Below are 16,566 nucleotides of genomic sequence, written 5' to 3'. Positions count from 1 at the left end.
GCCCGCCGCTCGCAAACGAACTTTAAACGCACGAGGGTTGGCCATGCCGCTTTTCTCGCAACATACCGCCCGGTTCTCGCCGGACGTTCCCTTGGAGGGCACCAGCTCTCGCGAGCTGCTCAAGCGGTACCAACCGCTCGAGACACTTGCGACCGGCGGTTTTGGCTCCATCGAGATTTGCCGCGACACGCACCTGCGCCGTCGCGTGGCCATTAAGCGCATCCCCCTTATCAACGGCGCCGGCATGCCCGCCAGCGACATCATGGATGTCCTGCGCGAGGCACACACCGCCGCCATGCTTCAACATCCCAATATCGTGCAGGTTATCGACTTTACGCACGATACCGCCTATGCCTACCTAGTCATGGAATATGTCGACGGCATGTCGCTCGCCGAGTTTTTGCATCGCGTGGACGGCCATTCGCTCACCTTTGACGAGGCCGCGGCCATTGCCGACGCGCTGGGCCAGGCGCTCACCTTCGCCCATAGCAATGGCGTGCTCCACCTGGACATCAAGCCTGCCAACGTGCTCATCGACCACTCGGGCAATGTAAAGCTCACCGACTTTGGCATGGCGCGACTGTCGTCCGCCGGTGGCTTTGGCGGCTCGCGCGGCGGCACCATCGGCTACATGCCGTCCGAGCAGCTCGATATCGAGACCGGCACGGTCGACGAACGTGCTGATGTCTTCGCCCTTGCCTGTGTGATCTACGAGGGCTTGTGCGGCAGCGCTCCCTTTATGGCGGCCACGCCCGCCGACTCGCTCGACCGCATCATCGGCGGCGCCACCTATCCCAGCGAGCTCATCCCGCACTTTCCCCCGGGAGCCGAGAGCGCGCTCATGAGCGCGCTCTCCCCCATGCCGCAGGACCGCCCCAACAGCATCGAGGCATTTTGCGACCAGCTCCTTGCCGGCCTGGGCAATGTGCGCGAAGGCCGTCGCAGCCTGGAGCAAATGGTGGGCGAGCTTTCGGATGACGAGCGCGCGGCAGACGATATCGAATCGTTGCCCTATGAGGACGACGCCATCGAGGTCGACCCCGCACTCGGCTGGGCCGGCACGCGCTGGGGCCACGCGCGCGACTACACCATGCGCGCTATCTCGGCGCTAACGTGTGGTGCCTTTAGCTTTTTGATCATGCAGACGGCTGGCGTCGCGGCGCTTCCCGGACTCATTGCCGCGGCCATCGCAATTGGGGCGGCCGCCGGCCTGGCCCCGCAGATTGGCTCGGCTATCTCGGCCGTGGGCTTTTTGGTACTTATGGCCAACGCCACCATGCGGGCGCAGGGCATCCTGTCGATGCTGCCCGTCGCGGTGCTCTTTGCCGCCACCATGTCCGGTTGGTGGATCGCCTGGGGCCGCACCGAGGCAGCCGCGAGCGCTGCGCTCACCTGTGCGGTGGCACTTGGCTGTCTAACGGGCGACGCCCTCCTTGCCGCCGGGGTCGCCGCCGGCATCGCGGCCTTTTGGCTCGGCCCGGCAAGCGCCGCGGCCGCCACGGGGATGGGCGCGCTTTTTGGCCGCCTGGCTACGGTTGCACTTTCTGCCGGAGGCGTACTGGGGCTCGGCAATGTTGCCGCGGCGCTGGGAGACATGCTCTCCTGGGCTGCCATCGTACTCGTCGCGGCGACAGCTGCGCTGACATCTCTGCTGCTCAACGCCCATGCCAAGCGTGCCGAGCAGGGCTCGAACCTAACTGCAATCGCTGCCATCGCCGGCTGCGGAATAGGCTCCGCGGCGTCGTTCTGTCTTGCACACCATATGGAAATTGCCAGCCTTGCGGCCGCGGTCGTCGTCAAGGCGGCGGTTGCGGGAACCCTATCCTCTATAATCGTTGGGATATGCCTATATTTGCTCGGATACCAAAGAACCTATACGGAGAGTGATCTTTCGTGAACTTCCTGAACATCTTCGAGGACCACGTGGCCGGCATCTTCGGTGCCACCCGTGCCCCGTTCTCCTTTAAGAAGCTTGCCAAGCAGGCCGCTCGCGACATGGAGGATCAGACTCTGGTGATCAACGGCGTCAACACCGCGCCGGCACTCTATACCATCCTGATCGCCGTCGATGACGATCCCATGCTCGCCCCGTTCTACCCCGAGCTTTCGCGCGAAGTCCGCGAGTTTGTGAAGGCACAGGCCGAAAAGCGCCGCTATGTGTTTGTCGGCGAACCCCTCGTTCGCTTTATGATCGACCCGCAGCTGCGTGCCGGTAAGTTCTCGGTCTTTGCCGAGAACGTCGACGCCCCCACGCTCGGTCGCCTGTACGAGGAAGAGCGCGCCTACCAGAATGGCCTGGGCCAGAACAACTCGGCCGCAAGCCGCGCCGTCAGCGCTCCCCGCGCCGGCAAGCAGCAATTCGCTGCTCCGCAGCAACAGCACCCCGCCGCCATGCCCCAGCAGCCGGCGCCCCGTGCCGCCGCTCCCGACCCGCTCGCCGTGGCCGATCCCTTTGCGCCCAACGTCCCCGACCCCGCCGCCGCACCCATTCCCGTGCCACAAACCGTCTCGCGCGACGCGCTTGCCGGCATGGGCGGAGCCGCCGCGACCGGCGCCGCCGTGGGCCTGGGCGCCGCAGCCAGCATCGCCTCCAACATGGCAAGCTCTCGCGCCCCGCAGCGCCCGCTTGCCCAGCTCGTCGACGTCGTGAGCGGCGAGAGCCACAGCATCACTTCCGCGCAGGTGACCATCGGTCGCGAGCGTTCGGTTTCGGACATCGCCCTGCGCGACCCCAACGTTTCGCGCCGTCACGCCCAGCTCACCTTTACCGGCTCGGACTGGTCGATCGAGGACCTCAACTCCACCAACGGCACGCTCGTCAACAACCGCCGCATCACGCGCTGCCCGCTGCGCAACGGCGACCTGCTGACGTTTGGCCTAAGCACCTTTGAATTTAGGGGATAGTCGCTTATGAACATCGATATCGTCCTTTTTGCAGGCCGCATCGTCCTGGTCGCCCTGCTCTACATCTTCCTGTTCGCCGTCATGAAAACCGGCGTGGGACTCGTACGCGGCCAGCGCCGCGACTCCGCTATCTGGACGATCGATGTGGACAAGGGTCCGCGCGGCATCCGTGGCATCCATGTAGACATGCTCGGCCCCGTCATCGTGGGCCGCTCACCGTCCTCGGACATCTGCATCAACGAACCGTTTGTCTCGGCCTCGCACGCACGCTTTTCGCTGCAGGGCCCGGCACTCATCATCGAGGACCTCAACTCGCTGAACGGCACACTCGTCAACGGCCGTCAGCTGGTGGAGCCCGCAACGCTGCGCGAGGGTGACGAGGTCCAGATTGGCGACGTGGTCATGAAGGTGAACCGTCGATGATCGACGAGGAGAACAAGTCCGCAACCATGCCCGAGACGCCGACTGCCCCCGCAGCTGCGCCGGCTCATGCCGCTCCGGCGCGCCCTGCGACCGTAGAGCCCGAGGACACCGTGTTCTCCCTGCCTCTTTCGCATGTAACTCAAGAATATCCGGCACTCGTCGATGACGATGACGAGGACGCCGACACCGGGCTGCTCGACGCCCCCATCGGCGCGCACACCGCCGAGCAGCCCGCGGAACCGGAGGCAACGCCCGCACCGGCTCACTTTGCCGAGCCCGTCGCCGAGGCGATTAACGAGAGCGTTGCCGTGTTTGCAGCCCCCGAGCCCGTCGCGCCGGTATTCCCCGTCGCCCCGGCAAGCGAGGCGGCACCCGCACCCGCAACGCCTGCCGAAGTCGAGCAGCCCGTTGCCGCGCCCGCCACAGCTCCCGAGCCCTCCGCTCAACCCCAGAGCACGCCCGCGCCGTCGCACTTTGCGACCCCCGAGCCGACGGCTGTCGAGCCGCAGCAGGACGGCGATCCCGCCGACCGCGTAACCGAAGATCTCGGCCTTCCGGACGTCTCCGACGTCGAGTCGGGCAACGATGCCGACACCGTCTCCCCCGGCGACACCGCCGAGATCGATGTCGCCGCCGTAGAGGCAAAGCTCAAAGATCCCGGCTCGACCATGAGCTTTGAGCCGTTGACCGACGAGCGCATCGAGACCGACTCGACCTACGACGCCGGCACCACCACGCAGCTTATGTGGGGCGCCCGCTCCGACGTCGGGTGTGTACGCCCGCACAATGAGGACTCCTATCTGGTGCAGTCGCCGCTCTTTTGCGTGTGCGACGGCATGGGAGGACACGCCGCCGGCGAGGTGGCATCCTCCATCGCCGTCGAGACCATCGCCAAGACGGCGCCGCAGTCCGCCGACGCCGCGCGCCTGGCCGCAGCCGTCGAGGCCGCCAACGCCGCCGTGATCGAGGCCGCCCTCAACGGTCTGGGCAAACCCGGCATGGGATGCACGGCCACCTGCGCCTACATCGAAAACGACACGCTCGCCATCGCCCACGTGGGCGACTCGCGCGCCTACCTGCTCCACGAGGGTACGCTCATCCGCGTGACCCGCGACCACTCCTACGTGGAGGAGCTCGTGGATGCCGGCGAGATTACGGCCGACGAGGCCCGTGTCCACCCCAACCGCTCGGTCATCACCCGCGCGCTGGGCTCGGATCCCGCCATGTATGCCGACCACTTTACCCTGCATATCGAGGAAGGCGACCGCCTGATTCTGTGCTCCGACGGTCTTTCGAGCATGATTCCCGATAGCGATATCGAGAACATCGCTACGCAGTCCTCGACCGCACAGATCTGTGTCGACAACTTGGTGGACGCGGCGCTCGCCGCCGGCGGCCACGACAATGTGACCGTGGTGGTCGTCGACCTGGTCGACGACGGCGTCGTGCGCGAGGCAAAACGCCTCCGACGCCGCAATGTCACCATCGCCGCCGTCTTGGCCCTTGTCTTTGTGCTGGTAGCAGGCATCTGGGCATACACGGGCGTCACCGGCTCCTATTACTTGGGAACCTTCCACGGCAATGTCGCCGTCTGGCGCGGCCTGCCCGGCAAGACGCTCGGGGTCGAGCTCCACTGGCTCGAGAGCGAAACCAGCATCAAGCTGTCCGACCTGCCCGAAGACACGCAAAACCGCCTGAAGGCAGGCATTCCGCAAACGAGTGTCGACGATGCGCAGGACACCATTTCCAAGTACCGCCATCAGATTGACGAGGAGCAGACCCGTCAGGTGATTGACGCGCAAACGATTCGCGACAACACCGATCAGAAATCCACCTCCGAGTCAGATTCCGAGAAAACCGCCGAACAGTCAGCCGAGGCCGAAGCCTCCGATAAGAATTAGAAAGGGAGTGCCGCTTATGAGTCGCCGCAACACCGAACTGCTCTTGCTCATCGCCTCGGCGTTCCCCGTCATCCTGCTCTATGCGATGTACGTGCTCACCGCGGGTGCCACGATTTCCTTTGAGACGCTCGCCGTGCCGATCGGCCTGTTCGCCGCCTTCGCCGCGGCGCATATCGCCGTGCGCATCCTGGCGCCCGGCGCCGACCCCGCCATCCTGCCCATCGTCTTTGTGCTCTCGGGCATCGGCATCACATTCGTGACGCGCCTGGCCCCCGACCTCGCCATCTCGCAGCTCATCATCTTGTTTGTCTCGGTGGCGCTCATGGTGGGAACGCTCGCACTGGTCAAGAACCTCGACGTGGTTATGCGCTACAAGTACACCTTTGGCATTATCGGCATCATCCTGCTGATGCTGCCGATCTTTATCGGCACCACGATCTCGGGCTCCAAGCTGTGGATTCGCATCGCGGGCTTCACCATCCAGCCCGGCGAGTTCGCCAAGGTCTTCATCGTCCTGTTCCTGGCAGGCTATCTGGCCGAGAACCGCGAGCTGCTCTCCATCTCCAACCGCAAGATCCTGGGCCTCAAGATTCCGCGCTTCCGCCTGCTGTTGCCGCTGTTTGCCGTGTGGGGCGTGTGCCTGCTCATCGTCGTCTTCGAACGCGACCTGGGCTCGGCCGTCCTGTTCTATACCATCTTTTTGCTGATGCTCTATGTTGCCACGGGACGCCTTTCGTACGTCATCATCGGCCTTGCACTGCTAGCCGTTGGAGCCGTGGGCGCATACAAGTTCCTGTCGCACGTGCAGGTGCGTTTCCAAGTCTGGGCCGATCCGTTTAAGGACGCCCAGGGCCAGGGCTACCAGATCGTACAGTCACTTTACTCGCTGGCCGACGGCGGCCTGGCCGGCGTCGGCATTGGCAACGGCATGGCAAACAACATCCCCGTCGTCGAGTCCGACTTTATCTTCTCGGCCATCGGCGAGGAAATGGGCCTTTTGGGCGGCGGCGCCGTGCTCATCCTGTTTATGCTTTTTGCCGTGCGCGGCCTCACCACGGCCGCCCGCGCTAAGTCCGACCTTGCCGCCTTTAGCGCGACCGGCCTTACGGCAGCCATCAGCTTCCAGGCATTCTTAATCGTTGGCGGCGTAACCCGCCTGATCCCGCTGACCGGCGTCACCCTGCCCTTTATGAGCCAGGGCGGCTCCTCGCTGCTGGCGAGCTTTATTATCGTCGCGCTGCTGCTGCGCGCCGGCGACGAGGCAACCGGACGCGAAGCCGAGCTCACCGGCACCGGCACCATGGCCACCATCACCGATGACCAGGTCGCATCCGCCGCTGCCCCGACCGGTACGCGTTTTGCCAACGCACCTTCCTACAGCGTCGGTAACCGCTCCGCGGGTTCTCGCATGCGTCGTCGCCTGCTCGACACGCCCGAGTCCGGCGTGCTCGGCCGCGTGGCACTTGCCAACCGTCTGACTCGTGCCGTGCTTGCCTTCACGGCGCTGTTCGCCATCCTTATCGGCAACCTCACCTATGTCCAGGTCATCAAGGCGAAGGACTACCAGGACATGCCGACCAACAACCACGCCATCGCCCGCTCCAAGTACATCCAGCGTGGCTCCATCATCACGTCCGACGGCGTGACGCTGGCCGAGTCGCTGCAGCAGGAGGACGGCACCTACGCCCGCTCCTACCCCAACGGCAATATGGCCGCGCACGTGGTGGGCTACGTGAGCCAGCAGTATGGCACCGCTGGCATCGAGAGCGTCATGAACGACACGCTCACCGGCTCCAAGGATTACTCCAGCTGGAACAACGCCATCGCGTCGCTCGCGGGGCAGACCCAGCCGGGCAATACCGCCAAGCTCACCATCGACTCGCGCATCCAGACGGCTGCCGAGCAGGCGCTCAAGGGCTTTAAGGGCGCTGTGGTGGTCATGGATCCGCGCACCGGTGCGGTCCTTGCGTGCGCGAGCTCGCCCACCTACGACAACACCAACATCGATGCGCTGCTCCAGTCGGGCGGCGGCGAGGACGGCTCCATGTACAACCGTGCCATGGACGCACTGTACACCCCGGGCTCGACCTTTAAGGTCGTCACGCTCTCCGCGGCACTCGAAACCGGCACCGCCAGCCTTACCAGCACGTACCAGGCGCCCGGCTCCATGGACATCGGCAACGCGCCGGTCACCAACTATGCCAACGAAAGCTACGGCACCATCAGCCTGCAGCAGGCCTTCGCCGTGTCGTCCAACGTCGTCTTTGGCCAGGTGGCCAACGAGATTGGCGCCAGCTCGCTCGTCCAGTTTGCCAACGCCTTTGGCTACGGCCAAAAGCTCGGCCAAGATCTGACCTCCGCCGCCTCCATCATGGCCGACCCGTCGCTTATGACCGAGTGGGAGACCGCTTGGGCAGGCGCCGGCCAGCCCGTCGGCATGGACCACACGCCTGGCCCGCAGACCACCGTTATGCAGAGTTGCGTGATCGCCGCCGCTATCGCCAACAGCGGCGTGGTCATGGACCCGTTCTTTGTGTCCCAGATACTCGCCCCGGACGGAACCGTGGTTAAGACCACGCAGTCCCGCTCTCTGGGCCAGGCTGTCAGCTCTGCCACGGCCGACCAGGTCAAGCAGGCCATGCTCGCCGTCGTCCAGTCCGGTACCGGCACCGATGCCCAGATTCCGGGCGTCAAGGTTGCCGGCAAGACCGGTTCGCCCGAGACCGGCGGCACCAACGTCAACTCTACGTTTGTTGGCTTTGCACCTTACGATTCACCCACGGTTGCCATCTCGGTGGCCCTGGAGGATTACGACAAACACGACGTCAAGGCGGCTAAGATTGCCGGTATCGTCCTGACCGCGGCGCTCGCCGCACAGGGGGCGTGATGCCCGTGATCAAAGCGGATACTTGGGACGCGCCACGGCCGATGAGCTAGCGGCTACGCGCCACACGGCCCCAGCGGCCACACATTTGGTACTACACACATCGTTGAGCGAATAGTTATGTTAGGAGCAGGAATGGAACAGAGGGTCCTCGGGGGAAGATACCTCCTCAAGGATAAGGTGGGAACGGGCGGTATGGCGACCGTCTACCGCGCACAGGATCAGGTCCTCGACCGCACGGTTGCCGTCAAGATCATGCTGCCGCAGTATGCCGGCGACGCCACCTTCGCCGCTCGCTTTAAGCAGGAAGCCCAGGCAGCTGCCGGCTTGTCCTCCCCCTATATCGTGGGCGTCTACGACTGGGGCAAGGACGGCGACACCTATTACATCGTCATGGAGTACCTGCGCGGTACCGACCTTAAGAGCGGCATCAAGAGCCACGGCGCCCTCGATCCCAAGAAGGTCGCGCAGATCGGCTCGCAGATCAGCTCCGCACTTTCGGTCGCACACAAGCACGAGATCATCCACCGCGACATTAAGCCGCAAAACATCATGGTGCTGCCCGACGGCAACATCAAGGTAATGGATTTTGGCATCGCACGCGCCAAGAACAGTCATCTCACGCAGGACAACAACGTGCTGGGCACCGCCCACTATGTAAGCCCCGAGCAGACCCGCGGCCAGGACCTCGGCCCCACCTCGGATATCTACTCGCTGGGTGTCGTCATGTACGAGTGCGCCACCGGCCGCGTACCCTTTGACGGCGACGACGCCATCTCGGTCGCGCTCAAGCAGGTCAACGAGCTCCCCATCCCGCCGAGCCAGATCAACTCCGGCGTCGATGCCGACCTGGAGCGCATCATCCTCAAGTGCATGGAGAAGGACCCGGCAAACCGCTTCCAGACAGCCGACGAGCTGCGTCAGGTGCTCAACAGCTACCTGTCCGGCCGTGCTGTCAACGTCTCGGAGCCCACGCGCGTCATCGGTGCCGCCGGCGACCTGGGCGCCACCAAGACCCGCGAGCTTTCCGACTCAACGCGCGCTATGGTTCGTCCCGTCTCGGGCGTGAGCGGTCAGAATACCGCCCGCAGTGCTGCCTCGGGCTCCACGGGCTCCTACGAGGCTGAGAAGCCTAAGTCCAACAAGAACAAGATCATCGCCGCCGTGATTGCCGCCGTCGCCGTGATTGGCATTGTAGTGGCCTTTGCCACGGGCATGTTCAGTGGCGAACAGGTCACGGTGCCCGACGTGCTGGGCAAGGACCAGGAAACCGCTATTGAGCTGATCAAGAAAGCCGGCCTTGAGGTTGGCTCCGTCGACCAGAGCTACAACGACGATGTCGACGAGGGAAAGGTCGCCGAGCAGACCCCCAACGGCAACACCAAGAAGGCCAAGGGCACGAGGGTGAACCTGGTAATCTCCAAGGGCCCTAAGCCCTCCGAGAAGGTTGAGGTTCCGCAGCTCATCGGCCTGACCAAGGACCAAGCCGAGGCCGCACTGGCAAGCGTGGGCCTGAAGGGCAGCGCTTCGGAAGAAGCCAACGAGGCCGAAGAGGGTCAGGTCTTTGAACAGAGCACTGCTGCCGGCAAGGAGGTCGAGAAGGGCACGACCATCTCGTACAAGGTCTCCAGCGGCCCGGACACCACCTCGGTGCCCGATCTGACCGACATGACCGAGGCCCAGGCACGCAACGCCCTCGATATGGCAGGCTTTGGCGTCGACGTGAGCTACCAGGAGAACGACTCGGTTACCGAGGGCACCGTGATCAGCTGGAACCCCAGCGGTAAGCAGAAGCCCGGCGCCACGATTACCGTCGTCATTGCCAAGAAGTCCGGCAAGGCCAGCGTTCCGGGTAACCTGTACGGCAAGAGCATCTCCGCCGCCGTCACCGCGCTCAACAACGCCGGGTTCTACAACATCGCGTTCTGCGACCAGAACGGCAACCCCGTGAGTGGCAACGAAAACGCCACCGTTACGGGCGTCTCCCCCACCGGTAAGCAGTCCACCGACAGCACGATCACGCTGACGGTTTCGATTTCTGGCTCTGGTACTGATTCAGGCGACGATTCCGGCACGACCAACTAGTCATCAAGACGTTGCCCACAGCGGCTGATGACGCAAAAACATTCGCTCAATGGCGCCCGTTTGCTCCCCCGGCAAACGGGCGCTTCGCTTTAGCTGAATCATCGAAAACTACGGCATGCCTTTAGACCAGAAGAGCCCGGCACCGTGGTGGTACCGGGCTCGATATTCCTCTGGTGCCCCCGGGCGGATTCGAAAACTCCCCCCGCGGGGAAATTGGTGACGCGGGTGTCGACAGTCCGAATCCGCCGGCGGCCCCACAAACCAGAAACGGCGCCGCTCTCGCGACGCCGTCATATTCCCTGGTGCCCCCGGGCGGATTCGAACCGTCGACACCCGCTTTAGGAGATATGATTTAATGCTACCCCCTACCATTCATCAAGCATCATTGAACATCATATAACCGCAGATAAACATAGCAGTTTGCGTCTTTTGCCTCCGGTAGCTGCGCCTATGCTTTTACAAACATATTACTAACGGCTTTAGCTAAACTGCACTCAATGAATTGTTGAAAACTATTCAAAGAAACGGAGTGCAAAGATGTCAGAACAGCCACTCATTAGCGGAAGAGGCACGTGTTGGAAAGACAAGAGATCACCTAACACCTATCGCTATTATTTTTCCCTTGGAGTCAAGGACCCGAAGACAGGGCGCTACAAACGATCCCCAACTTATACGGTTCGTTGCAAGACTAAAACAGAAGCTAAGGCTGCAATGCAGGCCAAGCTGGCTGAAATCAACTCCTCTGGCACGATCACTAAAACTAAAAAGCCCACTTTGCTTGCGTCCTACTGCTGGGCCTTTCATGAAAATAGGGACACCGAGCTTGTGCCAACGAGCTATGAAAGAGAAGCGTACGATTGCAGGCATATCGAAGACCTATTCGGTGCGTTTCAGACAATTGAGGGGCTAACTCCCGATCTAATCGAAGAAGCATATGCCGAAGCTCGTCGTACGGGAAAATACAAACCATCAGAGCTTGTACGAATCAATTCAAAACTGCGTCAGATTCTGTCGAATGCAGTCGCAAAGAGAATAATTGACCGAAACCCCTGCGCTACCGTTCATGTTCGCAGACCACGCAACAAAAGAGAATCACTGACAATCGACCAAGTAGCTACCCTATGCACACATCTTCAACACATTGAGCTCACCGCCGAAGCTGTTGGTACGCTAGTACTAGTGTATACGGGTATGCGGAAAGGCGAGATGCTGGGCCTCGAATGGCGCGATTGGGACCCTGCCAATAAAACCTTGAAAATTGACAGGCAGTACACCAACGACCATGAACTGAGGGCACCCAAGTCACAAGAAAGCCAACGCAAAATCCCCGTTGGAGAAACCTTGGCCGAACGCCTTCAATCATGGTCAGCCATACAAAAAGAGCTCCTGGCCTCTCTGGGGCTGTCCCAGACTGGCAGCACTCCCATCATTAGCGATATTGCTGTCAAGCAGGGGGTCCCTACTGTCTGTCACATGAAAAACTACATCTTCAACCATTGGTTTCGCGATTTCGCAGTTAGCTGTAATCTTGGAATCTATGAGCCGAACAATTCGACTGGCGGAAAACTATATAAGGGCATCTGCCCGCATCAGCTCAGGCATTGTGTAAGCACTTTTATGCTGGCGAACGGATCGGACGTTAGAAGCGTGCAAGGTATTCTTGGCCACGCGGACCCCAATATCACGCTCAAAACGTATACAAGCCTCGTTCAACAATCAGAAATAAAAGCAGTTAAAGGCTACGAAGACTTCATCAACGCCTATATACAGAAAAGCGAGAAATAGCATGTCATTCATTCATCGTTTCATCAATAATATTACGGTACTATACTACTATTTCCGCAGGTAGACGCTTTATTTGATTGACATCTAATGAGTTTTAATAGATTCTAAAGCTGTCAGATGGCTACGCATGTAGTCATAAAAACCGGCCCCCCAAGTGCTTATGAACCTGGTAAGTCTTACAAGCACAGGGAGGGCCCTCATTGAAAGGATAGCTCATCATGGCTACTCCACAGATTAGCACTCAGGCGTCCACACCGACTTTCCCCACTGGTGCCGCTCAGTGCGATCGGTTACTCCGCGTTAACGATATCCGCGAACTCACTGGCTGGAGCGAAAACACCGCGCGCAAGTTTATGCGCGAGTCCGGCAAGCTCATCCAAATCCATCGCTCGAATTACATGTTTGAAAGCTCATTCTATGAGCTTTTCAAGCAGCTTGAAGGTCGTACCGCCCACCTTGACTAGGCGGTAAACATGAGCGAGCTACCGTCAATTTCCGACATATTCAACGATGATGTTACCGAGCAACGAAAGATTATAGAGAAAATGGATAAAGCTATTTTTATTTCAGTGCCCGAGTGGGCGTGCTGCGTCACCACCGTTGCCGCCGAGCGTCTCATCCTCGGCCTCGTATGGAAGTTTGGAAAACCTTCCAAAAACAAACGGCCCATGGGCTTTTGCGCTAGAAGCAAATGGATTGAGGATCACTACCACTTGAGCAAGAACACGATATCCCGAGCCTATACTTCTCTAAAGGATAAGGGGTATATTCAAAAAACTGGTGATGGCAGCTGGATGCTTAATTACGCTGCAATCTACCGCGCCGCGATCGAAAACGCTTGGGAGCCCCCGAAATCTTAAGTCCACAGCCCGACTATCGACGTGGGCTTCTGTCAAACAACCGAGTTAAAAACCACTGAGCCAGAATCCGCTTCAATAGAAGATGATTCTGGCTCAAATGATATCCGACCATTCACGCAGCATGTCTACCGCAATCTGGCAAGAATCGAGGACGGGGAAACCGTCATCGAGGTCGTGAAGGTCGGTAATCGCCAGGCGTCTACAAAAACATGCCGCGGATGTAAAATGAAGCAGGGTCGAACCGAAACAGTTCCCGGACAATTGGCGTCCGGCCAGACACTTCGATTCGACCCTTTCTCATACCTGCATCTAAAATACTCCCATAATCATTCTCGACATCTTTAACGCCATCACTCTCCCGCCACCAGCACGTCGTAGGTGCTATTTTCAACGAATCGATATGACCGCCCATTCATGTTCTTTAAGGCACGTGATACCATGAAAACGTGCGGTATTTCTCCAATCGAAAACCTGCGTGAACGTATGACTTGAGACGCTTTTAGAACTCACCAAGCGCAGGACAAACACAACTCAACAGCGGCCGCGTATTTGTTCCCAGCCGTACGGCATGGCGGAGCCATGCCCATTGTTGATTGGAGTGCCGCACGATGACAGACAACCCGAACGACAGAAAAATCAGCGAGACGCCCGGCGCGAAGGACGTCCTCGATGAGGCCGCCGAGCAGATTGAAAAGGCTTGGCGAGAGAAGCTGCTGCGCGAGACCGCCGATCTCAAGACCGAGAACGCGTTACTCAGGGCCCAGCTCGACGAATTCAACCGCAAGCTCGTCGAGGCGAGAGACCGGAACGAAAGACTTGAGGCCGACTGCAATGAGCGGGTCGCCTTTATCGAGGAGAAGTTCGAGCTCGACACCGCGAGCATCGAGCTCGAAAACAATGAGCTCCATGCCGCGAGCGTCAGATACCTCGCCGATGCCAGGGAGCTCAGCAGGCAGGTCGTCCAGCTCCACGCCGAGGCTGAGGCCATGTCCGATGAGATCGAGCGTCTGCGCGTCGAGCGTGACGCCGCGTTGAAAGCCCAAGCCGAGCTGAGCGATGCGCTCCTGGCCCAGCGCGACCTGATGGCCGAAGTCGCCGCCCTCAAGGACCGCCTCGCCGCCTCCGAGCGGCGGGCGACCGTGGCCGAGGCCAAGGTCGAGGTCATGACCAAGATGAGGGGCGAGTAGTCCCGCGCCCTTCCTGTCAGGTAACTGATTTCTAGAAACCTTCTAGAGCGCTTTTAGAAGGTTTCTAGAACCGGGCGCAGCATCTTCGATCGGCACGATGTCTCGATAGATAAGGCGATGCCTGGTGTCGCACCATTTATCGCGATGGTAGTGACCGAAGAACCAGACGCGGTAGCCGAGCCGTCCGTCGAGCTCACCCAGGAAGGTTTGCAGCGGATCCCCGCGGTACTCACGTCCGCGTTCGCGACACAGCTCTCTAGCCAGGGCAGCAGGAGCCTCGTGAGTCACAACGTAGTCGACCTTCCAGCCCACGCGGTCGAGCGAGGAGCGGCAGTGTTCCGTCTCTTTCTCGCTCGGCATCTCCTCGGGCCACCAGCTCCTCCCCTCCTTGCGATACTGCCTGTCGTTGCTCGCGGCGCCGCCCATGGCAAGGACTGTGAGCCCGTCGATATCGAACACCTCTCCGCGCATCAGGTGCAGCACGTGCGGTCGTGCCTCATGGACGAGCCCGCCGTTCCACTCCCGCACCGGCAGCCCGGCCAGGGCGTGGTGGTTCTCATGGTTGCCGTCTACGAAACACGTGGTCCAGGGCTTCGACTCGAACCAGTCGAGCCAATACCTCTCAGCATTCGAGCCATCCCAGACAAAGCCGAAGTCGCCGGCCACGATCACCGCGTCATCGCGCGTCAGGGTCCGGCCCAGCGGCCAATTTTTGAATGCAAACCGGCTGGACCCGTACTCGGCCCTGCCGTGCACGTCGCCTGTCACATAGACCGTCATCAGTACGCACCCCACGGCAGGAGTTTGTCCCCGAGCCTCACGATCCGGTCATACAGCACCGTGTGCCGTTCGTCCGGGTTGCCGTCTCGGTGAAAATGACCGTAATACCAGTGCTTATAGTCCAGGCGATCCTCGATCTCGTCGAGGAATCCGGTCAGCCGGTCCACATCAGGGCGTTCCCAGCCCGGGTCCGGGTAGAGCGTCGGCGAGAGCATGCGCGTGGCGCAGGTATGGGTGATGACGCAGTCGACCTTCCAGCCGACCTCGTCGAGCTTGGCCCGCGCGGCATCGAATTCGCGCTCGTCCGGAAGCTCCTGAGGCCACCAGCTGGAATACGGCACGCGGTATTCCCTGTCCACGCTCGTGGCACCGCCCATGGTGAAGACCGTCGAGCCGTCGAGCTCGAAGACCTCCCCGCGCATGAGGCGGCGGATAGACGAAGTATCCGACAGGCGTTGCGTCAGCCCACCGTGCCACAGTTCCATGGGTCGCTCCGCCCAGTGATCGAAGCGCTCGTGGTTGCCGTCGACGAACAGCACCGTGTAGGGGCGCGACTCCAGCCAGGCGATATCGGCGCATTCCTCGGCAGAGAAATCCCACGGAAAGCCAAAGTCGCCGGCGACAATGAGGTAGTCATCGCCGGTAAGGCTATCCCCAAGCTCCCAGTCGCGGAGCTTTTGCATGTCGAGCCCACCGTGGATGTCGCCCGTCACATAGACCGTCATCGAATCACCTCTTCCCTCTTGTACGCCGCCAGCTCGCGCTCGACCTGCCTGTCGCCGGTCTCGTTGACCCACCAGGGCCATTTCACCCGGCCGCACGGCTCGCCGACTCCGGCGAACCACTCCCTCAGCTCGTCGAGGCTCACCGGGGAGTGCCCGTTGGCATCGCAACCGACGTCGTAGCGCAGAAGGCCCTGCTTGCGGTTGAACTCGTTGTACGCGCCGCCGCTGCTGTGGATGTGCCCGTGGAGGTGCCACGATCCATGGCTCATGCCCTGCCAGTCGGCCATGGGGTAATGGCTCAGGACGATCTTCTGCCCGTCGATCTTGAGCACGCAGATCGGCGGCTCCACGGTGAAGGCGCCCGCGACCGCCGGCTGGGTCCAGTCCTTGTCGTGGTTTCCCGGGACGAGGTGGATGCGCCTGCAGGCGATCCGCTTGCGCAGCCCGTAGGCGTCCTGGGCGGTCATCTTGAATGAGAAATCACCCAGGATGTAGAGCTCGTCGTCCACGGCAACCCTGCCGTTGATGCTGTCGACGATGGCGTCGTTCATCTGCCAAATCGTCTCCCACGGGCGGTCGGTGAACTTCAGCACGTTCTCATGCCCGAAGTGGGTGTCGCTGGTAAACCAGATCATATTTATGTCTCCTTCTGTCGCTAAAAAACGTTCTCCTTCGAGGTCAGGAGACGTTTTATGAGCGACATGAGGTGCATATCCCTCATGTTTCAAGCTCCAATCTGTCGGGTTTGCCCAACTAAAAGTTTACGCCCACGCGCCCACGCGCGAACAGGATTCGATTTTTGAAATATGGACGAATTCCTCGTCAGAAGGGTAGAATGGTGCCGACGGCAGCCCAAGTTGTAGTGAGCTGGGCAGAGCCGTTGCTTAATAGAGTTAGGTCATCGTCTTAGCGACGGTGGCCTTTCTTTTTGGGCTTCGAGCCCTGCTTGAGTGCCTTGGAAAGGCCGACAAGGGCCGTGAGGAGCGAGACCGTAGCGGTCAGGAGCTTCACGAGCTCGGTGAAATCGGTCAT

At 60.9% G+C, this 16,566-nt stretch carries 14 protein-coding genes; 10 read left to right on the top strand and 4 right to left on the bottom strand.

Features of this window, described 5'->3' with window-relative positions; genetic code table 11:
* Positions 1-43: 43 nt before the first annotated feature.
* From DXC99_RS06765 to DXC99_RS06715, 10 genes are all read left to right on the top strand, one after another.
* Positions 44-1,897: a serine/threonine-protein kinase gene (locus DXC99_RS06765; protein WP_117629702.1), complete on the top strand. Its 1,854-nt coding sequence runs from the start codon at positions 44-46 to the stop codon at positions 1,895-1,897.
* The gene (locus tag DXC99_RS06760; RefSeq protein WP_117629701.1) at positions 1,894-2,904 is read left to right on the top strand and encodes an FhaA domain-containing protein; all 1,011 of its coding nucleotides are present in this window, start codon (positions 1,894-1,896) and stop codon (positions 2,902-2,904) included. The genes DXC99_RS06765 and DXC99_RS06760 overlap by 4 nt, the downstream gene beginning before the upstream one ends.
* A 6-nt stretch (positions 2,905-2,910) precedes the next feature.
* Complete coding sequence (locus tag DXC99_RS06755) at positions 2,911-3,327, top strand: FHA domain-containing protein (RefSeq protein WP_006235180.1); 417 nt, start codon at positions 2,911-2,913, stop codon at positions 3,325-3,327.
* Positions 3,324-5,228 carry a Stp1/IreP family PP2C-type Ser/Thr phosphatase gene (locus DXC99_RS06750; RefSeq protein ID WP_117629700.1) on the top strand — a complete coding sequence of 635 codons (1,905 nt, stop codon included), beginning with the start codon at positions 3,324-3,326 and terminating at the stop codon, positions 5,226-5,228. Before DXC99_RS06755 ends, DXC99_RS06750 begins: the two co-directional genes overlap by 4 nt.
* Positions 5,229-5,244: 16 nt before the next feature.
* Positions 5,245-8,115 (top strand): FtsW/RodA/SpoVE family cell cycle protein, encoded by a 2,871-nt coding sequence (locus tag DXC99_RS06745; RefSeq protein WP_117629699.1) that lies wholly within the window; start codon positions 5,245-5,247, stop codon positions 8,113-8,115.
* A 132-nt stretch (positions 8,116-8,247) separates the two neighbouring features.
* A complete protein-coding gene (gene pknB / locus DXC99_RS06740; protein WP_117629698.1) occupies positions 8,248-10,197 on the top strand; it encodes a Stk1 family PASTA domain-containing Ser/Thr kinase in 1,950 nt (649 codons plus the stop codon).
* A gap of 537 nt (positions 10,198-10,734) precedes the next feature.
* Positions 10,735-11,982: a tyrosine recombinase XerC gene (gene xerC / locus DXC99_RS06735; RefSeq protein WP_117629697.1), complete on the top strand. Its 1,248-nt coding sequence runs from the start codon at positions 10,735-10,737 to the stop codon at positions 11,980-11,982.
* A 218-nt stretch (positions 11,983-12,200) separates the two neighbouring features.
* Positions 12,201-12,446, top strand: coding sequence for a hypothetical protein (locus DXC99_RS06730; protein WP_117629696.1), 246 nt, complete (start codon positions 12,201-12,203; stop codon positions 12,444-12,446).
* A 9-nt stretch (positions 12,447-12,455) separates the two neighbouring features.
* On the top strand, positions 12,456-12,842 hold the full coding sequence (locus tag DXC99_RS06725; RefSeq protein ID WP_117629695.1) for a hypothetical protein: 387 nt from the start codon (positions 12,456-12,458) through the stop codon (positions 12,840-12,842).
* 608 nt (positions 12,843-13,450) lie between these two features.
* Positions 13,451-14,029, top strand: coding sequence for a hypothetical protein (locus DXC99_RS06715; protein WP_117629693.1), 579 nt, complete (start codon positions 13,451-13,453; stop codon positions 14,027-14,029).
* A gap of 42 nt (positions 14,030-14,071) precedes the next feature.
* Here DXC99_RS06715 and DXC99_RS06710 read toward each other — a convergent pair whose 3' ends face one another.
* The 4 genes from DXC99_RS06710 to DXC99_RS10580 all read right to left on the bottom strand — a co-directional run bounded on the left by DXC99_RS06710 (position 14,072) and on the right by DXC99_RS10580 (position 16,566).
* A complete protein-coding gene (locus tag DXC99_RS06710; protein WP_117629692.1) occupies positions 14,072-14,809 on the bottom strand; it encodes a metallophosphoesterase in 738 nt (245 codons plus the stop codon).
* Entirely contained in the window at positions 14,809-15,534 is a 726-nt protein-coding gene (locus DXC99_RS06705; RefSeq protein ID WP_117629691.1) for a metallophosphoesterase family protein, read from the bottom strand. Before DXC99_RS06705 ends, DXC99_RS06710 begins: the two co-directional genes overlap by 1 nt.
* Positions 15,531-16,169 (bottom strand): hypothetical protein, encoded by a 639-nt coding sequence (locus DXC99_RS06700; protein WP_117629690.1) that lies wholly within the window; start codon positions 16,167-16,169, stop codon positions 15,531-15,533. The genes DXC99_RS06705 and DXC99_RS06700 overlap by 4 nt, the downstream gene beginning before the upstream one ends.
* Before the next feature lie 271 nt (positions 16,170-16,440).
* The gene (locus DXC99_RS10580; RefSeq protein WP_255413310.1) at positions 16,441-16,566 is read right to left on the bottom strand and encodes a hypothetical protein; all 126 of its coding nucleotides are present in this window, start codon (positions 16,564-16,566) and stop codon (positions 16,441-16,443) included.

This window comes from Collinsella sp. TF10-11AT (assembly GCF_003437565.1).
Classification (GTDB): Bacteria; Actinomycetota; Coriobacteriia; order Coriobacteriales; family Coriobacteriaceae; genus Collinsella.
The sequence above is the reverse complement of the archived record's forward strand: the minus strand, read 5'-3'. Positions and strand labels throughout refer to the sequence as shown.

Bases quoted from the DNA above. Each gene is read 5' to 3' on its own strand.
- DXC99_RS06715 (WP_117629693.1), top strand. From the start codon at position 13,451: ATGACAGACAACCCGAACGACAGAAAAATCAGCGAGACGCCCGGCGCG.
- DXC99_RS06755 (WP_006235180.1), top strand. From the start codon at position 2,911: ATGAACATCGATATCGTCCTTTTTGCAGGCCGCATCGTCCTGGTCGCC.
- DXC99_RS06710 (WP_117629692.1), bottom strand. From the start codon at position 14,809: ATGACGGTCTATGTGACAGGCGACGTGCACGGCAGGGCCGAGTACGGG.
- xerC (WP_117629697.1), top strand. From the start codon at position 10,735: ATGTCAGAACAGCCACTCATTAGCGGAAGAGGCACGTGTTGGAAAGAC.
- DXC99_RS06750 (WP_117629700.1), top strand. From the start codon at position 3,324: ATGATCGACGAGGAGAACAAGTCCGCAACCATGCCCGAGACGCCGACT.
- DXC99_RS06730 (WP_117629696.1), top strand. From the start codon at position 12,201: ATGGCTACTCCACAGATTAGCACTCAGGCGTCCACACCGACTTTCCCC.
- DXC99_RS06765 (WP_117629702.1), top strand. From the start codon at position 44: ATGCCGCTTTTCTCGCAACATACCGCCCGGTTCTCGCCGGACGTTCCC.
- DXC99_RS10580 (WP_255413310.1), bottom strand. From the start codon at position 16,566: ATGACCGATTTCACCGAGCTCGTGAAGCTCCTGACCGCTACGGTCTCG.
- DXC99_RS06705 (WP_117629691.1), bottom strand. From the start codon at position 15,534: ATGACGGTCTATGTGACGGGCGACATCCACGGTGGGCTCGACATGCAA.
- DXC99_RS06725 (WP_117629695.1), top strand. From the start codon at position 12,456: ATGAGCGAGCTACCGTCAATTTCCGACATATTCAACGATGATGTTACC.
- DXC99_RS06700 (WP_117629690.1), bottom strand. From the start codon at position 16,169: ATGATCTGGTTTACCAGCGACACCCACTTCGGGCATGAGAACGTGCTG.
- DXC99_RS06745 (WP_117629699.1), top strand. From the start codon at position 5,245: ATGAGTCGCCGCAACACCGAACTGCTCTTGCTCATCGCCTCGGCGTTC.
- pknB (WP_117629698.1), top strand. From the start codon at position 8,248: ATGGAACAGAGGGTCCTCGGGGGAAGATACCTCCTCAAGGATAAGGTG.